The 22,745-nt window shown below is 66.1% G+C and carries 24 protein-coding genes; 10 read left to right on the top strand and 14 right to left on the bottom strand.

Going from position 1 to position 22,745, the window contains the following annotated elements:
• Positions 1–43 precede the first annotated feature (43 nt).
• From CO669_RS14450 to CO669_RS14420, 7 genes are all read left to right on the top strand, one after another.
• A complete protein-coding gene (locus tag CO669_RS14450; protein ID WP_097660476.1) occupies positions 44–574 on the top strand; it encodes a DUF2628 domain-containing protein in 531 nt (176 codons plus the stop codon).
• Positions 571–1,221, top strand: coding sequence for an imidazole glycerol phosphate synthase subunit HisH (hisH, locus tag CO669_RS14445; RefSeq protein ID WP_097660475.1), 651 nt, complete (start codon positions 571–573; stop codon positions 1,219–1,221). Before CO669_RS14450 ends, hisH begins: the two co-directional genes overlap by 4 nt.
• Positions 1,218–1,955: a 1-(5-phosphoribosyl)-5-[(5-phosphoribosylamino)methylideneamino]imidazole-4-carboxamide isomerase gene (gene hisA, locus CO669_RS14440; RefSeq protein WP_097660712.1), complete on the top strand. Its 738-nt coding sequence runs from the start codon at positions 1,218–1,220 to the stop codon at positions 1,953–1,955. The genes hisH and hisA overlap by 4 nt, the downstream gene beginning before the upstream one ends.
• 10 nt (positions 1,956–1,965) lie before the next feature.
• Positions 1,966–2,739: an imidazole glycerol phosphate synthase subunit HisF gene (gene hisF / locus CO669_RS14435; RefSeq protein ID WP_027561669.1), complete on the top strand. Its 774-nt coding sequence runs from the start codon at positions 1,966–1,968 to the stop codon at positions 2,737–2,739.
• 78 nt (positions 2,740–2,817) lie between these two features.
• Positions 2,818–3,144, top strand: a complete 327-nt coding sequence (locus CO669_RS14430; protein ID WP_097660474.1) for a phosphoribosyl-ATP diphosphatase — start codon at positions 2,818–2,820, stop codon at positions 3,142–3,144.
• Between the two features lie 27 nt (positions 3,145–3,171).
• On the top strand, positions 3,172–4,128 hold the full coding sequence (gene coaA, locus CO669_RS14425) for a type I pantothenate kinase (protein WP_097660473.1): 957 nt from the start codon (positions 3,172–3,174) through the stop codon (positions 4,126–4,128).
• A 100-nt stretch (positions 4,129–4,228) separates the two neighbouring features.
• Complete coding sequence (locus tag CO669_RS14420) at positions 4,229–4,468, top strand: hypothetical protein (protein ID WP_097660472.1); 240 nt, start codon at positions 4,229–4,231, stop codon at positions 4,466–4,468.
• Positions 4,469–4,472: 4 nt separating this feature from the next.
• Here CO669_RS14420 and CO669_RS14415 read toward each other — a convergent pair whose 3' ends face one another.
• The 5 genes from CO669_RS14415 to CO669_RS14395 form a co-directional block, all read right to left on the bottom strand.
• Complete coding sequence (locus CO669_RS14415) at positions 4,473–5,555, bottom strand: AI-2E family transporter (protein WP_245444313.1); 1,083 nt, start codon at positions 5,553–5,555, stop codon at positions 4,473–4,475.
• 90 nt (positions 5,556–5,645) lie between these two features.
• Entirely contained in the window at positions 5,646–6,275 is a 630-nt protein-coding gene (locus CO669_RS14410) for a histidine phosphatase family protein (protein WP_198964015.1), read from the bottom strand.
• Between the two features lie 102 nt (positions 6,276–6,377).
• A complete protein-coding gene (locus CO669_RS14405; RefSeq protein ID WP_198964014.1) occupies positions 6,378–8,603 on the bottom strand; it encodes an ATP-binding protein in 2,226 nt (741 codons plus the stop codon).
• 121 nt (positions 8,604–8,724) lie between these two features.
• A complete protein-coding gene (locus tag CO669_RS14400; RefSeq protein WP_097660470.1) occupies positions 8,725–9,192 on the bottom strand; it encodes a hypothetical protein in 468 nt (155 codons plus the stop codon).
• Positions 9,193–9,300: 108 nt separating this feature from the next.
• A complete protein-coding gene (locus CO669_RS14395) occupies positions 9,301–10,839 on the bottom strand; it encodes a YifB family Mg chelatase-like AAA ATPase (RefSeq protein ID WP_097660469.1) in 1,539 nt (512 codons plus the stop codon).
• Between the two features lie 227 nt (positions 10,840–11,066).
• On the opposite strand from CO669_RS14395, the gene CO669_RS14390 reads away from it, so the two are divergent.
• Together CO669_RS14390 and CO669_RS14385 are read left to right on the top strand one after the other, a co-directional pair.
• A complete protein-coding gene (locus CO669_RS14390) occupies positions 11,067–11,312 on the top strand; it encodes a PilZ domain-containing protein (protein ID WP_018644993.1) in 246 nt (81 codons plus the stop codon).
• A gap of 79 nt (positions 11,313–11,391) precedes the next feature.
• Positions 11,392–12,189, top strand: a complete 798-nt coding sequence (locus tag CO669_RS14385) for a tetratricopeptide repeat protein (protein ID WP_097660468.1) — start codon at positions 11,392–11,394, stop codon at positions 12,187–12,189.
• Between the two features lie 21 nt (positions 12,190–12,210).
• Here the strand turns inward: CO669_RS14385 and CO669_RS14380 are convergent, their stop codons facing one another.
• From CO669_RS14380 to rsmI, 7 genes are all read right to left on the bottom strand, one after another.
• Positions 12,211–13,500, bottom strand: coding sequence for a CpaE/TadZ family protein (locus tag CO669_RS14380; protein ID WP_097660467.1), 1,290 nt, complete (start codon positions 13,498–13,500; stop codon positions 12,211–12,213).
• Complete coding sequence (locus tag CO669_RS14375) at positions 13,497–14,231, bottom strand: CpaD family pilus assembly protein (RefSeq protein ID WP_097660466.1); 735 nt, start codon at positions 14,229–14,231, stop codon at positions 13,497–13,499. The genes CO669_RS14380 and CO669_RS14375 overlap by 4 nt, the downstream gene beginning before the upstream one ends.
• Before the next feature lie 52 nt (positions 14,232–14,283).
• Positions 14,284–15,798, bottom strand: a complete 1,515-nt coding sequence (locus tag CO669_RS14370) for a type II and III secretion system protein family protein (RefSeq protein ID WP_097660465.1) — start codon at positions 15,796–15,798, stop codon at positions 14,284–14,286.
• A 10-nt stretch (positions 15,799–15,808) separates the two neighbouring features.
• Entirely contained in the window at positions 15,809–16,621 is an 813-nt protein-coding gene (gene cpaB / locus CO669_RS14365) for a Flp pilus assembly protein CpaB (RefSeq protein WP_097660464.1), read from the bottom strand.
• 459 nt (positions 16,622–17,080) lie between these two features.
• Positions 17,081–18,025 (bottom strand): glutathione synthase, encoded by a 945-nt coding sequence (gene gshB, locus CO669_RS14360; RefSeq protein ID WP_097660463.1) that lies wholly within the window; start codon positions 18,023–18,025, stop codon positions 17,081–17,083.
• 10 nt (positions 18,026–18,035) lie between these two features.
• Entirely contained in the window at positions 18,036–18,437 is a 402-nt protein-coding gene (locus tag CO669_RS14355) for a YraN family protein (RefSeq protein ID WP_097660462.1), read from the bottom strand.
• Positions 18,424–19,374, bottom strand: a complete 951-nt coding sequence (rsmI, locus tag CO669_RS14350; protein ID WP_097660461.1) for a 16S rRNA (cytidine(1402)-2'-O)-methyltransferase — start codon at positions 19,372–19,374, stop codon at positions 18,424–18,426. The genes CO669_RS14355 and rsmI overlap by 14 nt, the downstream gene beginning before the upstream one ends.
• Before the next feature lie 341 nt (positions 19,375–19,715).
• Between rsmI and CO669_RS14345 the strand changes: the two genes are divergently transcribed.
• The gene (locus CO669_RS14345) at positions 19,716–20,948 is read left to right on the top strand and encodes a penicillin-binding protein activator (RefSeq protein ID WP_198964013.1); all 1,233 of its coding nucleotides are present in this window, start codon (positions 19,716–19,718) and stop codon (positions 20,946–20,948) included.
• 17 nt (positions 20,949–20,965) lie between these two features.
• Here CO669_RS14345 and hemW read toward each other — a convergent pair whose 3' ends face one another.
• Together hemW and rdgB are read right to left on the bottom strand one after the other, a co-directional pair.
• Positions 20,966–22,120, bottom strand: coding sequence for a radical SAM family heme chaperone HemW (gene hemW, locus CO669_RS14340; protein ID WP_097660460.1), 1,155 nt, complete (start codon positions 22,118–22,120; stop codon positions 20,966–20,968).
• Positions 22,107–22,742, bottom strand: a complete 636-nt coding sequence (gene rdgB / locus CO669_RS14335) for an RdgB/HAM1 family non-canonical purine NTP pyrophosphatase (RefSeq protein ID WP_097660459.1) — start codon at positions 22,740–22,742, stop codon at positions 22,107–22,109. The genes hemW and rdgB overlap by 14 nt, the downstream gene beginning before the upstream one ends.
• Positions 22,743–22,745: the final 3 nt, after the last annotated feature.

Here is a 22,745-nt window from a genome sequence, read left to right as displayed (position 1 = left end):
GCCGCTTGCGGTACCACTGAATTTTTGGGAACGGGGCATCACCATGCCTGTCTACACAGTTCATGCTCCCTCGCCTGCCGGAGCCGATCTGCGCGCGACCGACAAGTTCGTGTTCGTGCGCGACGGCTTTCATTTCTGGGCGATGGTCTTCGGACCGCTCTGGCTGCTTTGGAACCGGCTGTGGCTGGCCCTGATCGGCTATCTGATCTTCGTGGCCGCGTTCAACACGGGGCTGTCGAGCCTTGGTGTCGGACGCTCGTCGATCTTCTGCGCCGATCTCGTCGTTGCCCTGCTGATGGGTCTCGAAGCCGCAAGCCTGCGCCGCTGGACGCTGTCGCGCGGCAAGTGGCGGCAGCTCGATGTGGTGATTGCCGACGACGAGGACACGGCCGAGCGCCGCTTCTTCGAGCGCTGGAGCCAGAAGCAGCACGGCATCGTCAACGATCAATGGGCCGTCGATCGCGGCGGCCCGCCGCCGACCCGCCATACGCCGGGTCAGCAATTCTCGAACCCGCCGCCGATTCCGGCCGGCGGCATCATTGGATTGTTTCCAGAACCGGGAGGGTCAAGATGAGCGTCGCCATCATCGATTACGGTTCCGGCAATCTGCATTCCGCCGCAAAGGCATTCGAGCGTGCCGCGCGCAGCCTGGAGCATCCGCAAAAGGTCTTCGTCACCAGCGATCCCGATCAGGCCTACGAGGCTGACCGTCTGGTGCTGCCGGGCGTCGGCGCCTTCGCCGATTGCCGGCGCGGCCTTGATGCCGTCAACGGCATGGTCGACGCGATCACCGAAGCGGTGCGCGTCAAGGCGCGGCCGTTCTTCGGAATCTGTGTCGGCATGCAGTTGATGGCCAGCCGCGGCAAGGAGCACGTCATCACCGAAGGCCTGAACTGGATCGGTGGCGACGTCGAGAAAATCACGCCGCGTGACGAGAGCCTGAAGATCCCGCACATGGGCTGGAATACGCTCGACCTGCTGCAGGAGCATCCGGTGCTGAACAAGCTGCCGCTCGGTCCCAAGGGCCAGCACGCTTATTTCGTGCACTCCTATCACCTCAACGCCGCCAACGAGGCGGACGTGCTCGCGCGCGCCGATTACGGCGGTCCCGTCACCGCGATCGTCGGCAAGGATACCGCCATCGGCACGCAGTTTCACCCCGAGAAGAGCCAGCGCTTCGGTCTTGCTTTGATCTCGAACTTCTTGCGATGGAAACCGTGATTCTCTTTCCCGCGATCGACCTCAAGAACGGCCAATGCGTGCGCCTCGAGCAAGGCGACATGGCGCGCGCGACCGTGTTCAACCTCAACCCGGCCGCGCAGGCGCAGAGCTTCGTCGAGCAGGGTTTTGAGTATCTCCACGTCGTCGATCTCGACGGTGCCTTTGCCGGCAAGCCGGTGAATGCCGAGGCCGTCGAGGCCATGCTGAAGACGATCAAGATCCCGGTGCAGCTTGGCGGCGGCATTCGCGATCTCAAGACCGTCGAAGCCTGGCTCGACAAGGGCATCACCCGTGTCATCATCGGCACCGCCGCGGTGCGGGACCCCGAGCTGGTGAAGGCGGCTGCGAAGAAATTCCCCGGCCGCGTTGCGGTCGGGCTGGATGCGCGTGACGGCAAGGTCGCGGTCGAAGGCTGGGCCGAGACCTCGCAGGTCACGGTGCTCGAGATCGCAAAGCGGTTCGAGGATGCCGGCGTCGCCGCCATCATCTTCACCGACATCGCGCGCGACGGCTTGCTCAAGGGCTTGAACCTCGATGCGACCATCGCGCTGGCAGATGCGATCTCCATTCCCGTGATCGCTTCCGGCGGCCTCGCCTCGATCGAGGACGTCAAGGCGATGCTGACGCCGCGCGCCAAGAAGCTCGCCGGCGCGATCGCCGGCCGTGCGCTCTATGACGGCCGGCTCGATCCGACCGCGGCCCTCACCTTGATCCGCAACGCGCGCGCCGCCTAGGAGACATCTGATGTTCAAGGTGCGCGTGATCCCCTGCCTCGACGTCAAGGACGGCCGAGTCGTCAAGGGTGTGAACTTCGTCGATCTCAGGGATGCCGGCGACCCCGTCGAAGCCGCGATCGCCTATGACGCGGCGGGCGCCGACGAGCTCACCTTCCTCGACATCACCGCGACCCATGAGAACCGCGGCATCATGCTGGATGTCGTCCGCCGTACCGCGGAAGCCTGCTTCATGCCTGTCACCGTCGGCGGCGGCGTGCGTGAGGTCAACGACATCAAGACGCTGCTGCGCGCCGGCGCCGACAAGGTCTCGATCAACAGCGCGGCCGTGTCGCGGCGCGAGTTCGTCAAGGAAGCGGCCGAGAAATTCGGCGAGCAGTGCGTCGTGGTTGCGATCGACGCCAAGCGCGTCAAGCGCCCGGGCGGCGACCGCTGGGAGATCTTCACCCATGGCGGCCGCAACTCGACCGGCATCGACGCCATCGAATACGCCCAGGAAGTGGTCTCGCTCGGGGCCGGCGAAATCCTGCTCACCTCGATGGACCGCGACGGCACCCGGCAGGGCTTCGACATCCCGCTGACCCGGGCCATCGCCGACAGCGTTCCCGTTCCCGTGATCGCCTCGGGCGGCGTCGGCAATCTCGATCATCTCGTCGACGGTATCCGCGACGGACACGCCACCGCCGTTCTGGCGGCCTCGATCTTCCATTTCGGGGAATTCACCATCCGTGAAGCCAAGGAGCATATGGCCCGGCGCGGGCTGGCGATGCGCCTCGATGCCTGACGACTCCAGATCGCAAAAATGCTACACAGGCCGGCGGGGAATGGCCTCCATGGCCTCACGTGTTTCCGAGTAAGTCCGATGCCGCGTTTTACCATCCACGATTTGGCCGAGACCATCGACGCCCGCGCCGCCGCCGGCGGCGAGGCCTCCTATACCCGCAAGCTTCTGGACAAGGGCGCCGAGCATTGCGCCAAAAAGTTCGGCGAGGAAGCAGTCGAAACCGTAATCGCAGCAGTCGAAAACGACCGCGCGCATCTGATCGCCGAAAGCGCGGACCTGCTCTATCATTTCCTTGTCCTGCTCAAGTCCCGCGGCGTAAAGCTGGAAGAGGTCGAGGCGGCGCTGGACAAGCGGACGAATATGTCAGGGTTGGAAGAGAAAGCGTCTCGCAAGAGCGGCAGCTAATCGAGCTCTTAACGGAAAGGTCGCGTCATGGATATCCGCGCACCCGAGCAGCAGTATAATCCGTACCGCGTTTACACGCGCGAAGAGTGGGCGCGGCTGCGCGACGACACGCCGATGACGCTGGAGCCGGGCGAGTTCGACCGGCTGCGCTCGCTGCACGACCGCCTCGATCTCAAGGAAGTCGAGGATATCTATCTTCCGTTGTCGCGCTTGCTCTCGATCTATGTCGATGCGATGCAGCGCCTGTATTACGCGGAGCGCCAGTTTCTGAACATCCGTGACCGCAAGGTGCCCTACATCATCGGGGTCGCCGGTTCGGTCGCCGTCGGGAAATCCACCACGGCCCGCGTGCTCCAGGCCTTGCTGGCGCGCTGGTCGCCGCGCCCGAAGGTCGAACTGATCACCACCGACGGGTTTCTCTACCCGAAGGCCCTGCTCGAACAGCAGGGCATCCTCCAGAAAAAGGGCTTTCCGGAGAGCTACGACCTGCCGCTGCTGCTGAGCTTCCTCTCCGATATCAAGTCCGGACGCCGCCATGTGCGCTCGCCGGTCTATTCGCATCTGACCTACGACATCGTACCGAACGAATGGGCCGAGATCGACCAGCCCGACATCCTGATCGTCGAGGGCGTCAATGTGCTGCAGACCGGCAAGCTGCCGCGTGACGGCAAAGCGGTGCCCGTGGTCTCCGACTTCTTCGATTTCTCGGTCTATATCGACGCCGACGAGGCGGCGCTGCGGCGGTGGTACATCAAGCGCTTTCTGGCGCTGCGCGACACCGCGTTCACCAACCCGAAATCCTACTTCAACCGCTATGCGCTGCTGTCGGACGAAGAAGCCACCGCCACTGCCACCGCGATCTGGGAGCGCACCAACCTCGCCAATCTCGAGGACAACATCCTGCCGACGCGACCCCGCGCGACCCTGATCCTGAAGAAGGGCGCGGATCACGCGGTGGAGAGCGTCGCGCTCAGACGTCTGTGATCGCGCCGGTCGAGAAGGCGCGGGTCTGTTCGGACAAGGTGCCTTTTGTTGCAGACCACCAGCAGGTATTCGGCTATGACCTTCAAAATGCGGAGGTTCCATGGTTGATCGTCTCAGAAGTGCTGCCGAGCAGCTTGAAGCGCCGACCTGCCCGGACTGCCACCTTGAGATGAGGTGGTTTCGCTCGGAACTGCTCGCCGACGAGCCGGTTCCAATCATCGCGCATCTGTTCGTCTGCCCGCATTGCAAGCGGACCGCGCAGGCGGACACCCTCTTCAAGGGGACTCAGAGGTCGCCTGACAAGCTGTCCGCGCCGCGCTTCATGGCTTACGCCGCCTGACCCGTCACTTGCGAACCTCTTGTCGCTCTTTGGAGCCGACGAAGATCTGCCACGCCGTCAGGAACATTGCAGCGACGAGCGGGCCGATGACGAAGCCGTTCGCGCCGAAGGTCGCAAGGCCACCCAGGGTGGCGAGCAGCACGACATAGCTCGGCATCCGGATCGACTGTCCGACCAGAATTGGGCGCAGAAAATTATCGGCAAGGCCGATCACGAAGGTCCCGAAAGCGAGAAGGATGATTCCCTTCGTGACGGCGCCCGACAACAGCAAATAGAGGCCGGCCGGAACCCAGACCAGGGCGGAGCCAACCACCGGCAGAAGCGAAAGCAGCGCCATGACAGCGCCGGCCAGCAGCGGCGCAGTCAGGCCGAGCAGCCAGAAGATCAGGCCGCCGAGTGCGCCCTGGATCATGGCAACCAGTATGATCCCCTTGATCGTGCCGCGAACCGCAAGCGTGAACGCATCGAGGATCCTGGCGGTGTGGCTCGCTCGCAGCGGCAGCGCATCGCGGATACGCAAGCTCAGCTCGTCACCGTCGCGCAGGAAGAAGAACAGCAAGTACAGCATCACGAGCAGGCTCGCGACGAACTCCAGCGTCAGCTGACCGATGTTGATCGCGTGCCCGGCCAGCTGCTGGCCGGCCGGGACGACCAGGCTCGATAAGCGTTCTTTCAGGGCCGTCAGATCGATGCCGGCCAGCCGGTCCGACAAGGACGCGGCCCAGTCCGGCAGTGCCGCCTTCAGTCGCTGCAGGGGATGAGCCAGATTGATCTCGCCAGTCTGGACGCGCTGATAGAGCTCGCCTCCCTGGTCGACGAGCGAAGCAATCACGACCCCGACGGGGATCAGGACCATGACGACCACGACGATGACGGTGGAAAGTGCGGCAACGTTGCGCCATTCCGGAAACGGTTCCAGGCAGCGTCGATAGAAAGGCGCGAAGATGATCGCCAGCAGGGCGGCCCACAACAGGGCGCCAGAGAATGGCCAAAGCAGCCAGCCGAAGGCGAGGGAAATCACGCCAAGCCAGACGAGAAATGAGCGGTCTTCCGATGTTTTCACGTGCCGCCGGTCCTCCAGTCGCACCTTACGGGACGTTGGTAGCACAGGACCGTGCCGGAGCGGCAAGTCACGCCCTGCCTCCCTCGCGCCGGCGACAAGATTGCATGCGGTCGATCACTTGCCGGTCTTGGCAGTCCAGTCGGCGATCTTGATGCGCCCCGCAAAGGTGGCGGGACCGGAACTGCTGGTCTTGTAGACGAAGGCCTCGCCCTCCTGGACGTCGCCGGCATCCTTGCCGAAGGCATCGGCGATGTTCGTCTTGTGGGTGACGAGGAACGTGTTGAAGCCTGCCTTCGGCGGCGCATCGACGAGCTGACGCACGGCCTGGCCAGCCTTCGCATTGGCGCCGGCCGGGTTTGCCATTCCAGACGCGCTGGCGTTGCTGCTGTCCGTCAAGGCATCGACCGGCTTGACCTTGCGGCCGGAGATCAGCTCGCCGGCCTCGATCGCGCGGTTCAGCCGGCTGGTGTAGACATCGCCGATCGGGATCGCGAGCTCCTTGATCGCCGCCCCGATCCGGCGCGCCGCGTCCCTGCCCTTCTCGCTGAGCTGACGCTGGGCGCTCATGTCGTCGAACTTGAAGGGGTAGATGTCCTTTTGGCTGTCGTCGGTCGCGGTGTGCCGAAAGATCAGCACGTAGCCGCCTTGCCTGAGCGAGGCGATGAGCTCCGGTGTATCGGCCGCGGCGGATCGAGAGAAGCCGGCGAGAAGGACAATGAATACGAGGCGGCACAGCACAGTCATGTGCGAAATCCTCCGGCAAATGCCCCGGAGGATGGTGACGCGCATCGCGGCCGAATTCAATTATCGATTGCCTGAGGGGACAGGATTCCGCGAGAAGCCCGATCAGACGGCCAGCCGCCGCGATGCTGCGAGCCCTGCCAGCGCTTCATCGAGCTTGTCGCGATCGAGCGGCTTGATCAGGAATCCGTTCATGCCCGCTTCGAAGCAGGCATAGCGATCCTCCACCAGCGTATTGGCAGTGAGCGCGAGGATCGGTGTGTGCTGACCGCCCGTGGCCGCCTCATGCGCACGGATGCGCTTCGTCGCCTCGATACCGTCGAGCTGCGGCATCTGGATGTCCATCAGCACGAGATCATAGGGTGTGCCGGCCGATGACGCCGCAAGCCAGGACTCCAGCGCGGCCTCGCCGTGGACGGCGATGACGACGCGATGGCCGAGCTTCGTCAGCAGCGAGCGCATCAGCAGCGCGTTGATCTCGTTGTCCTCGGCGACGAGGATCGACAGGCCCTTTGCGGCTGGCGTGCCGGCCGCTTCAGCGGTCGGCTCCGGCGCGAGATCGGGCGAGGCGACCTCCGGCGTCAGCGCGAGCCGCGCGGCGAGCGAGGCCGCTCGCAGCGGCTTCACCAGAAAGCCGGTGAAGGCCGGCGACAGCGTCTCGTGGCGCGAGCTCGACGTCAGCAGCACGAGGCGCTGCAGCGCATGTGCGCGGGCGATTTCGCCCAGCTGATCGGTGATGCCAGGGCCGATCGCACGATCGACCAGCACCGCATGCCATGAGCGTTCCGGCAGCAGCGCTTCGGCGACCGCGGCGTCCGCAACCAGGCAGGTCTGGCCGCCCCAGCGCTCCAGGCGTCGCGCGATCAGCGAGGCCTCGATGCCGTCGGCGACGAGGAGGATCGACTTGCCGGTGAGATCGGGGCTCGGAAAGGCGGTCTGTCCTGCGCTCGCTTGTGACGGCGGAAGCGGCACCGCGATCTCGAAGGTCGAGCCCTTCCCCGGCTCGCTCGTGAGCGTGATCCGGCCGCCCATGCGCTTGACGATGCGCTCGCTGATGGCGAGGCCGAGCCCGGTGCCGCCATAGGTGCGGGCGACGCGCTCGTCGGCCTGCTCGAATTCGCGGAAGATGCGTTGCTGGGCTTCGGCTGCGATGCCGATGCCGGTGTCGCGAACCAGGAAGCTGATCTCGTTCGGCCAGATGCCGGGCTCGACGATCAGCGCCACGCCGCCCTTGCCGGTGAACTTGATGGCGTTGCCGGCGAGATTGAGTAGCACCTGGCGCAGCCGCGCGGCGTCGCCGACGACCTCGAGCGGCAGACGCTCGTCGACATAGGCGGCGATCTCGAGCGTCTTGGCCTGCGCGCGCGGCGCCAGCAGCTCGGTGATCTCCTCGATCAGGGTCGAGAGCGCGAAGGGGCGCTGCTCGAGGTCGAGCTTGCCGGCCTCGATCTTGGAATAGTCGAGCAATTCCTCGATCAGCGCCATCAAGGCTTCGCCCGAGGTCTTCACCGCCTTGGCATAGGTCGCCTGCTCCGGCGTCAGATTGGTGTCGAGCAACAGCCCGCCCATGCCGATGATGCCGTTGAGTGGCGTGCGGATCTCGTGCGAGGCCATGGCGAGGAAGCGCGATTTGGCGCGGTTGGCGGCGTCGGCCTGGTCGCGTGCATCGGACAGAGCGCGTTCGGTCTCGGTGCGGTCGGTGACGTCGCGTCCCACGCTTTGCAATTCGGCGGGTTGCCCGGCATCGAGGCGGACATAGCCTTCGCGCCAGGCGATCCAGCGCGCGCCGAGCGGAGTTGCGATCTTCTGGTCGTGGACGCGCGTGCCGTTGCTCTCGCGCGCGCTGTCGCCCTGCTCCAGCACGTCGAAGTCGAAACGCGTGCCGACCAAAGCGCTACGCGCCTGTCCTGCCAGCGCGCAATAGGCCTCGTTGGCGAAGGTGATGCGGCCATCGGTAGCGCGCAGCACGATGAGGTCGCCCTGCTGCTCGAACAGGCTGCGGGCGCGTTCTTCGGCCTCCTTCAGCTCCCAATTGCGGTCGATCAGCGCCTCATTGTGGGCGGCGAGCGTACGCATCCGCTTGTTGACGAAACGCAGACGCATGCTCAGCGTCGCAAGGCCGAGACAGGCGAGCGCAAACAGGAAGCTGGCGCCGATCGCAAAGGCGTGAGGATCGTAGCCGGAGGTCTCGGACCGGCTGCCCGTGACGAAACCATAGGCGCCGCCGAACGTCGCCGAGAAGATCACGAAGGAGCGGATCGCAAAGGCGATGCGGGGGTGCTTTCGCCTGAAGCGGCGCATGCGCACCTTGATCCGGAACGTCCGACCCATCGCCACCCCGACTGTTGTCCGAAACCCCACCACTGCCGCGTGCGACGATGGCCCGTCGACCTTGCGAACAGTTTGAGGCGTTGGGGTTGCCTCCAAACAGGGTTGACGAGGTGTTAATGCTTCAGAGCGAGGCAGCCTGGAGGTGGCGGTGACCGCCACGAGCGCCGACGATCAGCGCCGCCGCCTCGCGCTGCGAGAACGACTTCGAGCGCACATAGATGCGGTAATCCGCCGGCCCTTCGGTGGAAAGATAGATCACCTGGCCGCCATCGACGGGCTGAGCGGCAATCGAGACAAGGCGCGTCGAGGGGCTGGCCTGACAGGATTCGGGTTCGGATCCGAGGCCGTCATCGACCACGGTGAAGTCCGCAGCTTCCGCATCGTCGGTGATCTGAACCCGCACCGTGGCCCGGGAGGGATCTTCGGTGAAGGCGACATGCACGCCGGCGGTCCAGAACAGCGACGTGAGCTCGACCGAGGTGTCGCCGAGGGCGATGCAGGGATGCGAGACCGATCCGATCTCCGCGCGGGCGAAGACCGCAGCCGCCAACAGGGGAACCACCGAGGCCAGGATCTTGAAACGCAACATGACACTCTACTCGCCAGGCCCCGGGAACTCTGAACGCAGATGAGCGGGCCTTATGGTTTGCAGAGCGTAAAGGAAACTCGTTACCGCCGGGTTGATGCGCCTAGATGATCAAGCCAGCTGCCGCACATCCTCCGCGAGTGCGCGGTAGGACAGCGCTTCAGCCAGATGGAGCCGGCCGATCTTGTCGGCGGAATCCAGATCGGCCAGCGTGCGCGCCACCCGCAGCACGCGGTGATAGCCGCGCGCCGACAGCCGCATCGTCTCGGCGGCCTCGCGCAGCAGTTTCTGTCCCTGCGCATCGGGCTTTGCGATCTCCTCGAGCACGGAAGCGGGCGCCTCGGCATTGGTGCGGACTTTTGGCAGGCCGGCATCGGCGTAACGCGCGAGCTGGATGTCGCGCGCTGCCGCCACGCGCGCGGCAACCTCGGCCGATCCTTCCGCCGGCGGCGGCAGGATCAGATCGGCTGCGGTCACCGCCGGCACCTCGATGCGCAAATCGATGCGGTCCATCAGCGGGCCCGAGATGCGCGCCTGGTAATCGCCGGTGCAGCGGTCGATGCGGCCGCGCTTGCAGGCATAGCCGGGCTCGAACGCATTGCCGCAGCGGCACGGATTCATCGCCGCGACCAGCATGAAGCGGGCAGGGTAGGTGACACGGTGATTGGCGCGCGACACCGCGACCTCGCCGTTCTCCAGCGGTTGCCGCAGCGAATCCAGCACGCGTGGATCAAACTCCGGCAGCTCGTCGAGGAACAGCACGCCCTGATGCGCCAGCGAGATCTCGCCGGGCTTGGCGCGCATGCCACCGCCGGTGAGGGCTGCCATGCTTGCGGAATGATGCGGCGAGCGGAACGGTCGCCGCGCCGTCAGCGCGCCGCCTTCGATCTCGCCGGCGACGGAGGCGATCATCGAAACCTCGAGCAGCTCGCCCGGCGAGAGCGGCGGCAGGATCGAGGGCAGGCGTGCCGCCAGCATCGACTTGCCGGCGCCGGGCGCGCCGATCATCAGCAAATGGTGCCCGCCGGCAGCCGCGATCTCCAGCGCCCGCTTGGCGCTTTCCTGGCCCTTGATGTCGCGCAGGTCGAGCGTGGACGCCGCAGCTTCGTGGACCTTCGGCGAGGGTCGCGACAGCACCTGCGTGCCCTTGAAATGGTTGGCGATCTGGATCAGCGAGTGTGCGGCAATGATCTGGATGTCCGGGCTCGCCCAGGCGGCTTCGGAGCCGCAGGAGGCCGGACAGATCAGCCCTTCCTCGCGCATATTGGCGCCGATCGCGGCAGGAAGAACGCCGGCCACGGGCGCGATCGAGCCGTCGAGGCCGAGCTCGCCGAGCACGGTGAAGCCCGTCAGCGCGTCCGGCGGGATCGCTCCGATCGCCGCCATCAGCCCGAGCGCGATCGGCAGGTCGTAATGGCTGCCCTCCTTCGGCAGGTCGGCCGGCGCCAGATTGACGATGATCCGGCGCGCCGGCAGCGCCAGCCCTGAGGCGATCAGCGCCGAGCGCACCCGTTCGCGCGCCTCCGACACCGCCTTGTCCGGAAGGCCGACGATGGCGAAGGCAGGCAGGCCCGGGGCAACCTGCACCTGCACGTCGACCGCACGGGCCTCGATCCCCTCAAAGGCGACGGTGGAAACCCGCTGAACCATGCTCAAACCAGCCTGCCCTCTCGCACAATTAGGGGTAGCAGAGCCGGGCGCAGTCCGCAAGAACAATACGGGAACGGTCTGGGAGCGGCCGCAAGTCCTAACCCGTCGTTAACAAGGCACGGACACTACGCCTCGAATGCCACTCTCCGTCCTCAGCACATTCCAACGAATGTCCGCTACTCCTAGGCCTGCGGGATGGGCCGTGGTCTAACGGGTGAACAGTTCAAATGCTTGCAAATCGCCGGAGAAGCGAACGTCGGGTGTGCAGCCGGCTCGCCAAGATCCATTTTGGCGCGGGCTCGCTGCCGCGGGACTGCACCATCACCGATATCTCGGATGGCGGCGTGAAGGTCGTTGCGGAATTTCTGGAAGTGCCGCCGCAATTCACCATCATCTTCGCGCCGGACTATTCCCGGCAGTGCCGCCTGCGCTGGCGCATCGGCTGCGAATTCGGTGCCGAATTCGTCGATTGAGACGCGAGGGCCTGTGTCCTTAACGGGACTTTAGCGTTAATCGGCAAGCATCTCTGATCAGTTGCCGAGTGATCAGAGTATGTCCAAGCGTTTGTCCCTCGCCTTTCCCCCGGCGAGATATCTGTGCTCCGCCGTTCTGATCCTTGCCCTCGGCGGCTGTCAGACCACCGGCATCGAGGACGTCACCGGCGCGCTCGGCGGCAAGCAGGAATCCGCCGCCAAGAACAGTGATAAGACCAATGACAAGGCCACCGGCAGGCCGGACATGGACGCCTTGCGCGAGCGTTACCGGGCCAAGCCCGGCGATCCCGCAATTGCCATCGAATACGGCAAGGCGCTGCGCGATGGCGGCCAGCGCGCTCAGGCGGTCGCGGTGCTCGAGCAGGCCGTGCTCGCCCATCCCGGCAACAAGGCGCTTCTCGCCGGCTACGGCCGCGCCCTCGCCGACAACGGCAATTTCCAGCAGGCCTTCGACGTCCTCGGCCGTGCGCATAGCCCTGAGGATCCCGACTGGCGCATCCTGTCGGCACAGGGCGCCGCGCTCGATCAACTCGGCCGCAACGAGGAAGCGCAGCAATATTACGCCGCGGCATTGAAGATCGTGCCGGACGAGCCGACCGTGCTGTCCAATCTCGGCCTGTCCTACATGCTGCAAAACAATCTGCCGAGGGCCGAACAGGTGCTTGGCCGCGCTTATCAGCGCAATCAGAACGATGTGCGGGTCCGCGCCAATCTGGCACTCGTGCTGGGATTGCAGGGCCGCGAGGCCGAGGCGGAAATCCTCGTGAAGGCCGATTTGCCGCCGGACCAGGCCGCGGCCAAGGTCACGGCGTTGCGGCAGCTGCTGGCGAAGAAGCAGCAGCGGGCGGACAAGTAGTCCGCCGCTTTTGGCGGACGCCTACGACGCCTTGCGATGCGGGGCGGATCCACGTCCCGGCCGGCCCTTCAGCTTCCTCAGCAGCGGCTCGAGCAGCGAGCGCTTCGGCTTCTTCACCTCGCCGCGGCCGGCGAGGCGGTTCGCCATGTTCTGAAACAGCTCGGTGGTGCGGTGGTTCTTGGAGACCTCGGCGATCATCTGGCCGTTGTTGGCCGCGGTCGAGAACAGTTTCGAATCGAACGGGATCACCGCGATCGGCTGGCTTTCCATGGTCTTGGCGAACGCCTTGACCTCGATCTCCGCGCGCTTGTGCATGCCGACCTGGTTGATGCAGTAAAGCGGCGGCCGGTCGTTCGGCCGTGCCGCCTTCAGCACGCTCAGCATGTTCTTGGTGTTGCGCAAGTTCGCGAGGTCGGGCTCGGCGACGATCACGATGTCGTCGGCGTTCACCAGCGCGCGCCGCGTCCAGCCGGACCATTGGTGGGGGACGTCGAGCACGATGCAGGGCGTGGTCATGCGCAGCGTGTCGAACACGGCGTCGAAGGCTTCGGCGCCGAAATCGTAGACGCGGTCGAGCGTGGCAGGCGCCGCGAGCAGGCTGAGGCGCTCGGTGCATTTGGCGAGCAGGCGTTCCATCAGCGCCGTGTCCGGGCGGTCCTGCGACAGCACCGCGTTGGCGATGCCCTGCACCGGGTCCTGGTTGTAGTCGAGGCTCGCGGTGCCGAAGGCGAGGTCGAGATCGATCACGACCGAATCGAGCGAAAGGTCGCGGGCGATGGTCCAGGCCACATTGTGCGCGACCGTAGACGCGCCGACGCCGCCCTTGGCGCCGACCACCGCGATGACGCGGCCGGTGATGATGGCCTCGGAGGCGGAGAACAGGCTGCAGATCGAGCGGACGACGTCGAGGGTTTCGACCGGGCCGACGACGTAGTCGTTGACGCCGCGGCGCACCAGCTCGCGATAGGGCGCGGTGTCGTTGGGATTGCCGATCACGACCACGCGGGTGCCGGGATCGCAGACGCCGGCGAGGTCGTCGAGCCCTTCGAGGATGTCGCGGGTGCCGTCGGATTCGATCACGATCACGTTCGGCGTCGGCATCGATTCGTAGACTTCGATCGCCGCTGCAAGGCCGCCGTCCTTGGCGGTGAGGTGCGCCTTGGCAAGCCGTCGGTCCTGCCCCGCCGCGGTCACCGCGGCGAGTGTCTTCTCGGTCTCGCAAAAGGCCTGCACCGAGATGCGGGGGACCGGCGCGATATGTTCCTCGGGGTGCCGCGGATCGTCCGCGTCGTCTTCGTGAAGCGCTGTCATTTGCCGATATCGCTGAGTTTGGCCTTGTCGGTCTCGGGTGAGGGAGTCGAGATCGCCGTACCCTTGCGGTAACGCTCGAAGGCGATGTCGCGTCGGGCGGTATAAGCGGGCGCCTCGGATCGCGGCTGCTCGAGATCGGCGGGGTTGTCGATCATCGCCGCGAGATTGCGCTGGCTGGCACAGCCCAGATTGAAATAGGGCCGGTTCTCGTTGTAGCCGGGATCGAGGATGTTGGGCCCGATGTCTTCCGGCCACAGCCCGCAGGGGCCGGCCACCGCGGCGATCCGGGAATAGCTCAAGCGGATGGTGGGCAGCAGTCCGGGATCCTCGGGGCGATAGGGATGCTGCACGATGGCGCGGGGCGGCACGCCGCCGGATGCGAGCACGGCGCGGATGTCCCGATAAGTCGCGGCCGCCGCGCGCGAGTTCGCGGTGTCGACGGGGACGTCGACGACGACGGAGCCGGTGCCCTCCCGCACCCAGTCCCGCGCGATGCCCGCGATGTCCGAGTGCTGCGCGGCCGAGAGGCCGCCGCGCGCCTTGCCGACGAAGATGACGATCGACTTCTTGCCTTCCTGCACGGCGATCGGGTGGCGCTGGCGATAGTCGGTCGGCACCGTCTGGGTGACGATCTCGCCGGTGGTGTTGCAGGAGCCCAGCATGACGGAGAGGCCCGTCAATGCCAGCGCGATTCTCAAGCTGCGACGTCGATCGGCTGATGTTGTCGTCATCGCCTGGTCCCCTCTTGCCCCGTGTCTTGCCCGGTCCCCAAACCGTCCGTCATCAGTCGATGATGAAGCCGAAATCGCCCGGCGCGCCGTTGATCGGATCGACGCGGCGCGCGACGCCATAGAGACGGTTCATGCGGCCGAGCAGCGCCGTCTGTGCGTCCGAGGCCGGCGCGAAGCCGTCGTCGGGCCGAGACAATTCCTTCTGGGCGACCGCGCGCACCACATAGGGCGTCACGATCACCATCAGCTCGGTCTCGTTGTTGACGAAGTCCTGGCTGCGGAACAGCGCACCGATGATCGGCACCTGGTCGACACCGGGCAGGCCGTTGATCGCCTGCTTGGTCTGCTGCTGGATCAGGCCGGCCATCGCCATCGAGCCGCCCGAGGGAATTTCGAGCGTGGTCTCGGCGCGGCGGGTCTGGATCGAGGGGATGGTGATCGAGCTGGTCTGGCCGGCGGACACCGCCTGCGTCACGGAGATGGCGTTCTGATTCGACAGCTCCGAGACTTCGGTCATCACGCGCAGGCTGATACGTCCCTCGCTGAGCACGACCGGCGTGAAGTTGAGGGAGATGCCGAACTTCTTGTAGGTGATCTGGGTGGTGCAGACGTGGGTGACCGGATCGCAGGAATAACCCGCAGGGATCGGGAATTCGCCGCCCGCGATGAAAGTGGCGGACTCGCCGGAGATCGCCGTCAGGCTCGGCTCGGCCAGCGTCCGCATCACGCCGGCGCTTTCCATCGCCCGCATCGTGGCGTTGACGGTGGCCACGCCTTTTGCAAGTCCGGTAACACCGAGCCCGTTGCTGCTGACGAGCGGGCCGCCCGAGACCGAGAACGGGTTGGAATTGTTGAAATTCACCACCGCGGTGCCGGCGTTCAGGCTGGCGCTGAGATCGACACCGAGCTGCTTGACGATGTCGCGGCGGACTTCGCCGACGACGACCTTGAGCATCACCTGGTCGCGGCCGCGCACGACGATGTTGTTGACGACCTTGTCGGAGCCGCCGACCAGCTTTGCTGCGACGTCGCCGGCCTGTTGCGCCTCGACCGGGCTCGATACCGAGCCGGTGAGCATCACGCTATCGCCGACGCCTTCGATCTGCACGCCCGGCAGCGACTGGCGCAAGGCCGTACGCATGCCGTTGAGGTCGCGCTTCACCGCGATGTCGTAGGAGGCGACCTGCTGGCCGTCGGCGGTGAAGAACACGACGTTGGTCTGGCCGACCTGGCCGCCGATGATATAGGCGCGCTGGGCCGAGCGGATGACCGCATTGGCGATCTTGGGATCGGCCACCAGCACGTCCTTGACCTCGCGCGGCAGGTCGATGACGACGGATTTGCCGACGCCGAGCGAAAGAGAACGCGTCCTCGACGCGATCGTCGCGACCGGCGACACGCCGAGATCCGGCGCCTGCATCGGCGCCTGATCGCCGACCGGCGCGTCCGCAGCACTGAGGCAGTCCGGGGCTGCGAGGAGCCCCAGCATCAGCAGCGTCCCCACAAAGGACGAGCCTGCGCGCTTCCCCCGAATGCGCAGCCCCGCCCGATCATCCCTGTAGTTCATGATATCCCCATCACTTCTGTGACGTTAGTTGCCGCGCTGGTACGCCGAAGCGGATGACGTTGACGCCATCGGTGACCTTGGCCGCCTTGTCCTCGATCGTGCCTTCCACCGCGTTGGCATCGACGATGCTGCGCAGCGCGAGCTGGAGCGTGCCGCCCTGGCGCGCCGCCGACAGCGTCGCGACCTGGTCGGGCTTGAGCTCGAGCGTGACGGTCTTGCCGACGACGGCGGTCTGGCCGTCCTTTTCCTTCGGCGCCTGGTCGATCGCGAGCACGCGGATATTGGTCAGGATCACCTCGGATAGAATGAGGTCGTTGCCGGCCAGGGCGCCATTGGCGTCGGGATTCTTCAGGCGGCGGGTCAGGACGATGTCGACGCGGTCGTTCGGCAGGATGAAGCCGCCCGCGCCGGTCTCGGCTGAAATCTCGGTGGAAACGGCGCGCATGCCCGAGGGCAGGATCGCGGCCATGAAGCCGGAGCCTTCGGCCCTGACCAGCTTCTGCTCGCGGATTGGCTCGCCCTGCATCAGGGGGACGCGTGCGATCGAGCCGGCGATCTGGGTCTGGGCCTCGGGCCTGCTGTCACGGCGAATGAAGGCATTGCTCGCCGTCGCCGCGGGCCAGGTCTGCCATTGCAGATCGTCGGGCTTGAGCGCCTGGCCGAGCTGGATGTCGTTCTTGGCGATGAGCACTTCGACCGTCGGCAGCTTCTCGGCGACGGGCGCAATGGGCGCGGGGGCATTCTGATAGCCGCTCGCCAGATACGCAGCGACGCCGCCGGCGGCCAGCGCGATGACGAGGACGACAATGCGTGCGGTGTTCATACGCTCTTACTCATACGCGGGGCACTCGGACCGCACGTGGCGGGTTCCCCCATGTCGATGAGTAGGGAGTAAAAGTATAAGGGGTGTTGCGAGGCCGGACGCGCCGGCCCGTCACGCTGCGGGTTCTCGGCAGATGGTGAACGCGGCGTTATTGGGTCGGCCAGCGGCCCGGTAGATTCACGTAAGGCGGCTCGTGCGTTCGCACGAGATGCGGGACGTCATGGTGAACGGGTGGTTAGTGATGGTCCCACGACGATGCGCGTGAGACCGTGCAGCGCGCACAACATTGCTGTCGTCCCTGCGAACGCAGGGACCCATAACCCCGGGAGAATCTTGGCGAAGACTGGTCGGTCGGTACTTCGACCGTCCGCCACTGATGGATTCCGCGGTATGGGTCCCCGCGTGCGCGGGGACGACGATGGGGAGAGATTGCGGTCTCTCCCACGCAGTCGCCGATCGCTACTTCTTCCGCTTCTCTTCGATCACGTCCCACACCTTCGCCGCGACGTCAGGGCCGCCGAGCCGCGCGATGGCGCGGATGCCGGTCGGCGAGGTCACGTTGATCTCGGTGAGGTTGCCGTTGATGACGTCGATGCCGACGAACAACAGGCCGCGCTCGCGCAGCGCAGGTCCGACGGTGGCGCAGATCTCGCGCTCGCGCGGGGTAAGCTCGGTCTCCTGCGCCGCGCCGCCGCGCACCATGTTGGAGCGGAGATCGTCGGCGGCCGGCACGCGGTTCACCGCGCCGGCGAACTCGCCGTTGACGAGGATGATGCGCTTGTCGCCGCGCCTCACCTCAGGGATGAATTGCTGGATCACCCAGGGCTCCCTGAACGTCACTGAAAACATGTCGTAGAGCGAGCCGAAGTTCATGTCCTGCGGCATCACGCGGAACACCGCCGCGCCGCCATGGCCGTGCAGCGGCTTCATCACGACGGCGCCGTGCTTGTCGCGGAATGCGTTGATCTCGTCGAGATCGCGTGAGATCAGCGTCGGCGGCATCAGCTGCGGAAAATTCATCACGAACAGCTTTTCCGGCGCGTTGCGCACCGAGGCCGGATCGTTGACGACCAGCGTCTTCGGATGGATGCGCTCCAGGAGGTGCGTCGAGGTGATGTAGGCGAGATCGAACGGCGGATCCTGGCGCAGCAGCACCACGTCGAAGCCGTTCAGCGCCTCGCGCTTCGGCTCGCCAAGCGTGAAATGGTTGCCCGGCTCGTCGCGCACGGTCAGCAGCTGAACCGGCGCGACGATCTCCTCGCCGACCATCGAGAGCTTGTCCGGCGTGTAATAGGACAGGCCATGGCCGCGCTTCTGCGCCTCCAGCAGCAGCGCGAAGGTGGAATCGCCCTTGATGTTGATGCGGGCGATGGGGTCCATCTGGACGGCGACGTTCAGTTTCATGGTCTGCCTTTCAGGTCGAGGCGTCGAATGCCGCCAACACATGGCGCGGAAGCGAGCGCGGCGCAATCAGCATGGCGTCGAATCGCAATTCGAATTCGGCATGCTCGGGATGCGCCACGAGCCAGCCTTGCGCGGCATTGATGATGCGCTGCTGCTGGCGCGGGGTCACGGCATAGGCGGCGTCATCGAGGCTGGCGCGGGCCTTGACCTCGACGAAGGCGATCAGATTGCGCCGGCGCGCCACAAGGTCGATCTCGCCATGCGGCGTACGAAAGCGCTTGGCGAGGATGCGATAGCCCTTGGCCATGAGATAGGCGGCGGCGCGGCTCTCGGCCGAGATGCCGGTGCGGAACGCGGCGACGCGCTCGGGCGAGGCGATCTTGGGTTCCGCAGGGGTCTCAGTCTTCGCCATCACCGCCCCGCAAATCCTTTGCGAGCTCGAGCGCGCGGGCATAGACCTCGCGGCGGGGCCGGCCCGAGAGCGCGACGGCATGCGCCACGGCGTCCTTGACGCTGTGCGCGGCAAGCTGCGCGCGCAGGAGATCGTCGAGGGCATCCGATGCCAGCACCTCGGCGTCGGCCGCTGGCGGAGCGATCACCAGCACGAATTCGCCGCGCGTCTCCAGCCCATCGGCCTCGCGCGCCAGCTCCGCCAGCGTCGCGCGCGAAATCTCCTCGTGCAGCTTGGTCAGCTCGCGGCAGATCGCGGCCTCGCGCGGGCCCATGATCTCGGCGAGCTCGGCCAGCGTGTCCTGCACGCGGTTGCCCGACTCGAACATCACCAGCGTCGCGTCAATGCGGGCGAGCTCGGTGAGGCGCGTGCGCCGTGCGCCCGATTTCGCCGGCAGGAAGCCTTCGAAGAAGAACCGGTCGGTCGGCAGTGCCGCGACCGACAGTGCGGCGAGCACCGAGGACGGGCCGGGCAGGGCATAGACCGCATGGCCGGCGGCGCAGACCTCGCGCACCAGCTTGAAGCCCGGGTCGGAGATCAGCGGCGTGCCGGCATCCGAGACCAGTGCCAACGAGCCGCCGGCAGCAAGCGCTTCCAGAATCTTCGGGCGCGCGGCTTCGGCGTTGTGCTCGTGATATTGCTTCAGCTGCGCGGTAATGGCGTAGCGCTCGGTCAGGCGCCGCGTGATGCGGGTGTCCTCGCAGGCGATGATGTCGACGCCGGCCAGGGTCTGCAGCGCCCGCAGCGTGATGTCGCCGAGATTGCCGATCGGGGTGGCGACCAGATAGAGGCCCGGCGCCGCCTTCGGGGCCGGCAGCCGATGGGCGTCGATGGAGAAGCCGCGCGGGGCGGCGTCTGGGCCTTCAGGCGTATTTATCGGGGCCGGCTTTGCGCGCATAATGAAGTCAACTTAGGCACGATCCGGAGGGCTGGGAACCGACTGTTCGAAAAAGATCGTGCCGAGGCAAGGGGCGAGGGAACGACTGGAATGTGATCCGGCAGGCCTCACATTCCCGAGGGAATGAAGCACCTGCGTCATATTCACGGCGGAAAGGCCGCCTTGATGCTGGGTGACGGACGGTGGACAGCTAGCCAGGATTTGAGGTGCGGCCGCGTTAAGCGGTTATTATCCTTTTGTTTTAGTTAACTATTTGCCGACATTATGCCTGAATCCGCGGCTTGTGTCGCGGGACAAGTGTTGTGACCGGCTGGCGATCGCTGGTCAGAAGAGAAGCTGCCATGGTGGGCCCGCGCGATTTGAAGTCTCCCGTTCAGGGTTCCCGGATATCAGGGGCGACCCGGCGGAGCGCACTCGGCCTGCTGCTTGGCACACCCCTGCTCTCGGCCTGCGCCGGTGTGCAGCAGAGTCTCAGCCAGTTCTCCAACCCGTTCTCGGGCTCACCGCCTCCGGCCCAGCCCGCGGGTCCCCCGCAACAGGCGACGACCGCCGGCACCGGCGGAGTCAAGGTCGCGGTGATCCTGCCGCTCTCGGCAGCAGGCAATGCCGGCCTTGCCGCGCAATCCATGCGCAATGCGGCCGAGATGGCGTTGGCTGAGTTCCAGAATCCGAACATCCAGCTCCTGATCAAGGACGACAATGGCAGCCCGCAAGGCGCACAGGCCGGCGCGCAGCAGGCCGTCGACGAGGGCGCCGAAATCATTCTGGGACCGTTGTTCGCGCAATCGGTGCCGGCCGTGGCGCAGGTCGCGCGCACGCGCGGCATTTCCGTCATCGCGTTCTCGACCGACTCCAGCATCGCCGGCCGCGGCGTCTATCTGCTGTCCTTCCTGCCGGAGTCCGACGTCAACCGCATCGTCGAATATTCCGCCAGCATCGGAAAGCGCTCGGTCGCCGTGCTGGTGCCCGACAATGCCTATGGCAATGTCGTCGAAGCCGCGGTGAAGGTGGCGGTGCCGCGCCGTGGCGGGCGCATCGTCGCCTTTGAGAAATACGGCGCCGATCGTGCCACGCCGGCACGCACGGTGGCGCAGCAGCTCGGCAGTGCGGATGCGCTGTTCATCGCCGATGACGGCGATGCCGTGGTAACCGTGGCCGATGCGATGACCGCGGCGGGCGCGAACCTGCGCAACATCCAGCTGCTCGGCACCGGTCTGTGGGATAATCCGCGCGTCTATGCGAGCCCGGCGCTTCAGGGCGGCCTCTACGCCGCGCCCGACCCGGCCGGCTTCCGCGCGTTCTCAGGCCGTTATCGCACCAAATATGGCGCCGAGCCGATCCGCACCGCGACGCTCGCCTATGATGCGGTCGCGCTCGTTGCCGCGCTCGCGCGCACGCAAGGCACCACGCGCTTCTCGCCCGACGTGCTGACCAACCCTTCCGGCTTCGCCGGCATCGACGGCCTGTTCCGTTTCCGCGCCGATGGCACCAACGAACGCGGACTTGCGGTGATGAAGGTGACGCAGGGCGGCGGCGTTGCGGTTGCGGGCTCGCCGAAGAGTTTTGGGGCGTAGCCCAGAACGAGATCTCGCTACGCCGCGAGGTCCGCAACCACCGCGTCCAGCACCGGGAAGCCGCTGCTCGTCACGCGCAGACGTCCGGTCGCATCGACCGTGATCGCGCCTTCCTCGCGCAGAAGCGCGATGCGCTTGGGGTCGAGCGGGCGGCCCGAGAGTGCCTTGTAGCGCTCGGGGTCGATGCCTTCGGCGAGGCGCAATCCCATCAGCAAAAATTCGTCGGCGCGTTCTTCGCTGTTGAGGAGATCGTCGGTGACGACGCCATGGCCGTTGGTCTCGACCCGCATCAGCCAGGCCTCCGGACGCTTCTCGGTGGCGGTGGCGTGCCTGATACCGTCGATGTCGAGACGGCCGTGGGCGCCCGGACCGATGCCGGCATATTCCTCGCCGCGCCAATAGACCAGATTGTGCCGGCACTCGGCGCCGCGGCGCGCGTGATTGGAGATCTCGTAGGCGGGCAGGCCGAGCTTGTCGCAGGTCTCCTGCGTGACGTCGTAGAGCGCGCGCGCGACCGCCTCATCCGGCGTCTTCAATTTGCCGGCCTGGTGCAGGCCGAAGAACGGCGTGCCTTCCTCGATCGTCAATTGATAGAGCGACAGGTGCTCGGCGGCCTCGCTCACCGCGAGCCGAAGCTCGTCGGCCCACATCGCCGGCGTCTGGTCGGGGCGGGCGTAGATCAGGTCGAACGAATAGCGGTCGAACGAGCGGCGCGCGATCGCGACGGCATCGAGGGCTTCGCGCGCGCTGTGCAGACGGCCCAGCGCTTTGAGCGAGGCATCGTCGAGCGCCTGCACGCCGAGCGAGACGCGGTTGACGCCGGCTGCGCGATAGCCGGCAAAGCGCGTGGCCTCGACGCTGGTCGGGTTTGCTTCCAGCGTGACTTCGGCGTCCTTCGCAACGGTCCAGTGCTTGCCGATGGCGTCAAGCACCGCGCCGACCGTTGCGGGCTGCATCAGCGACGGTGTGCCGCCGCCCAGGAAGATCGAGGTGACCTCGCGGCCGGGCGCGCGTTCGGCGGTCGTCGCGATCTCGCGCGCGAAGGCGGACGCAAAGCGCGCCTCGTCGATCGCGGCGTGGCGGACATGGCTGTTGAAGTCGCAATAGGGGCACTTCGACAGGCAGAACGGCCAGTGCACGTAGACGCCGAAAGCTTGGTTAGCGCGGCTCAAGGCAGATCTCCGCCAGTTTCCGGAAAGCGCGCGCGCGGTGCGACAGGCCGAGGCCGAGCGGCGGCAGGCCATGCTTCTCGATGCTGGTCATCTCGCCGAAAGTGCGCGCATGGCCGTTCGGCAAAAACATCGGATCGTACCCAAAACCGGCGGTGCCGCGCGGCGGCCACACCAGCGTGCCGTCGACGCGGGCCTCGACCTCTTCGAGATGATCGTCGGGCCAGGCGACGCAGAGCGCGGAGACGAAATGCGCGGTGCGCTTTGCAGGCGTGGTGGCACCGCGTTCCTGCAGTAGGCGCTCGATCTGCGCCATCGCCGCGTTGAAATCCTTGGACGGACCGGCCCAGCGCGCGCTGTAGATTCCGGGCGCGCCGTCGAGCGCATCGACCACGATGCCGGAATCGTCGGCGAAGGACGGAAGCCTGGTCGCCTGCGCCGCCGCGATCGCCTTGATCGCGGCGTTGCTGCGGAAGTCGTTGCCGGTCTCGTCGGGTTCGGCGAGGCCGAGCTCGCCGGCGGACACCGCTTCGATCCCGTACGGCGCGAGCAACTCCTTCATCTCGGCGAGCTTGCCGGGATTGTGAGTGGCGATGACGAGCTTTCCGGTGATTCGGCGGTGCATGGC

The sequence above is a fragment of the Bradyrhizobium sp. Y36 genome (assembly GCF_002531575.1).
Classification (GTDB): Bacteria; Pseudomonadota; Alphaproteobacteria; order Rhizobiales; family Xanthobacteraceae; genus Bradyrhizobium.
Note: the sequence above shows the minus strand (reverse complement) of the source record. Positions and strands in the feature narration are given on the sequence as shown.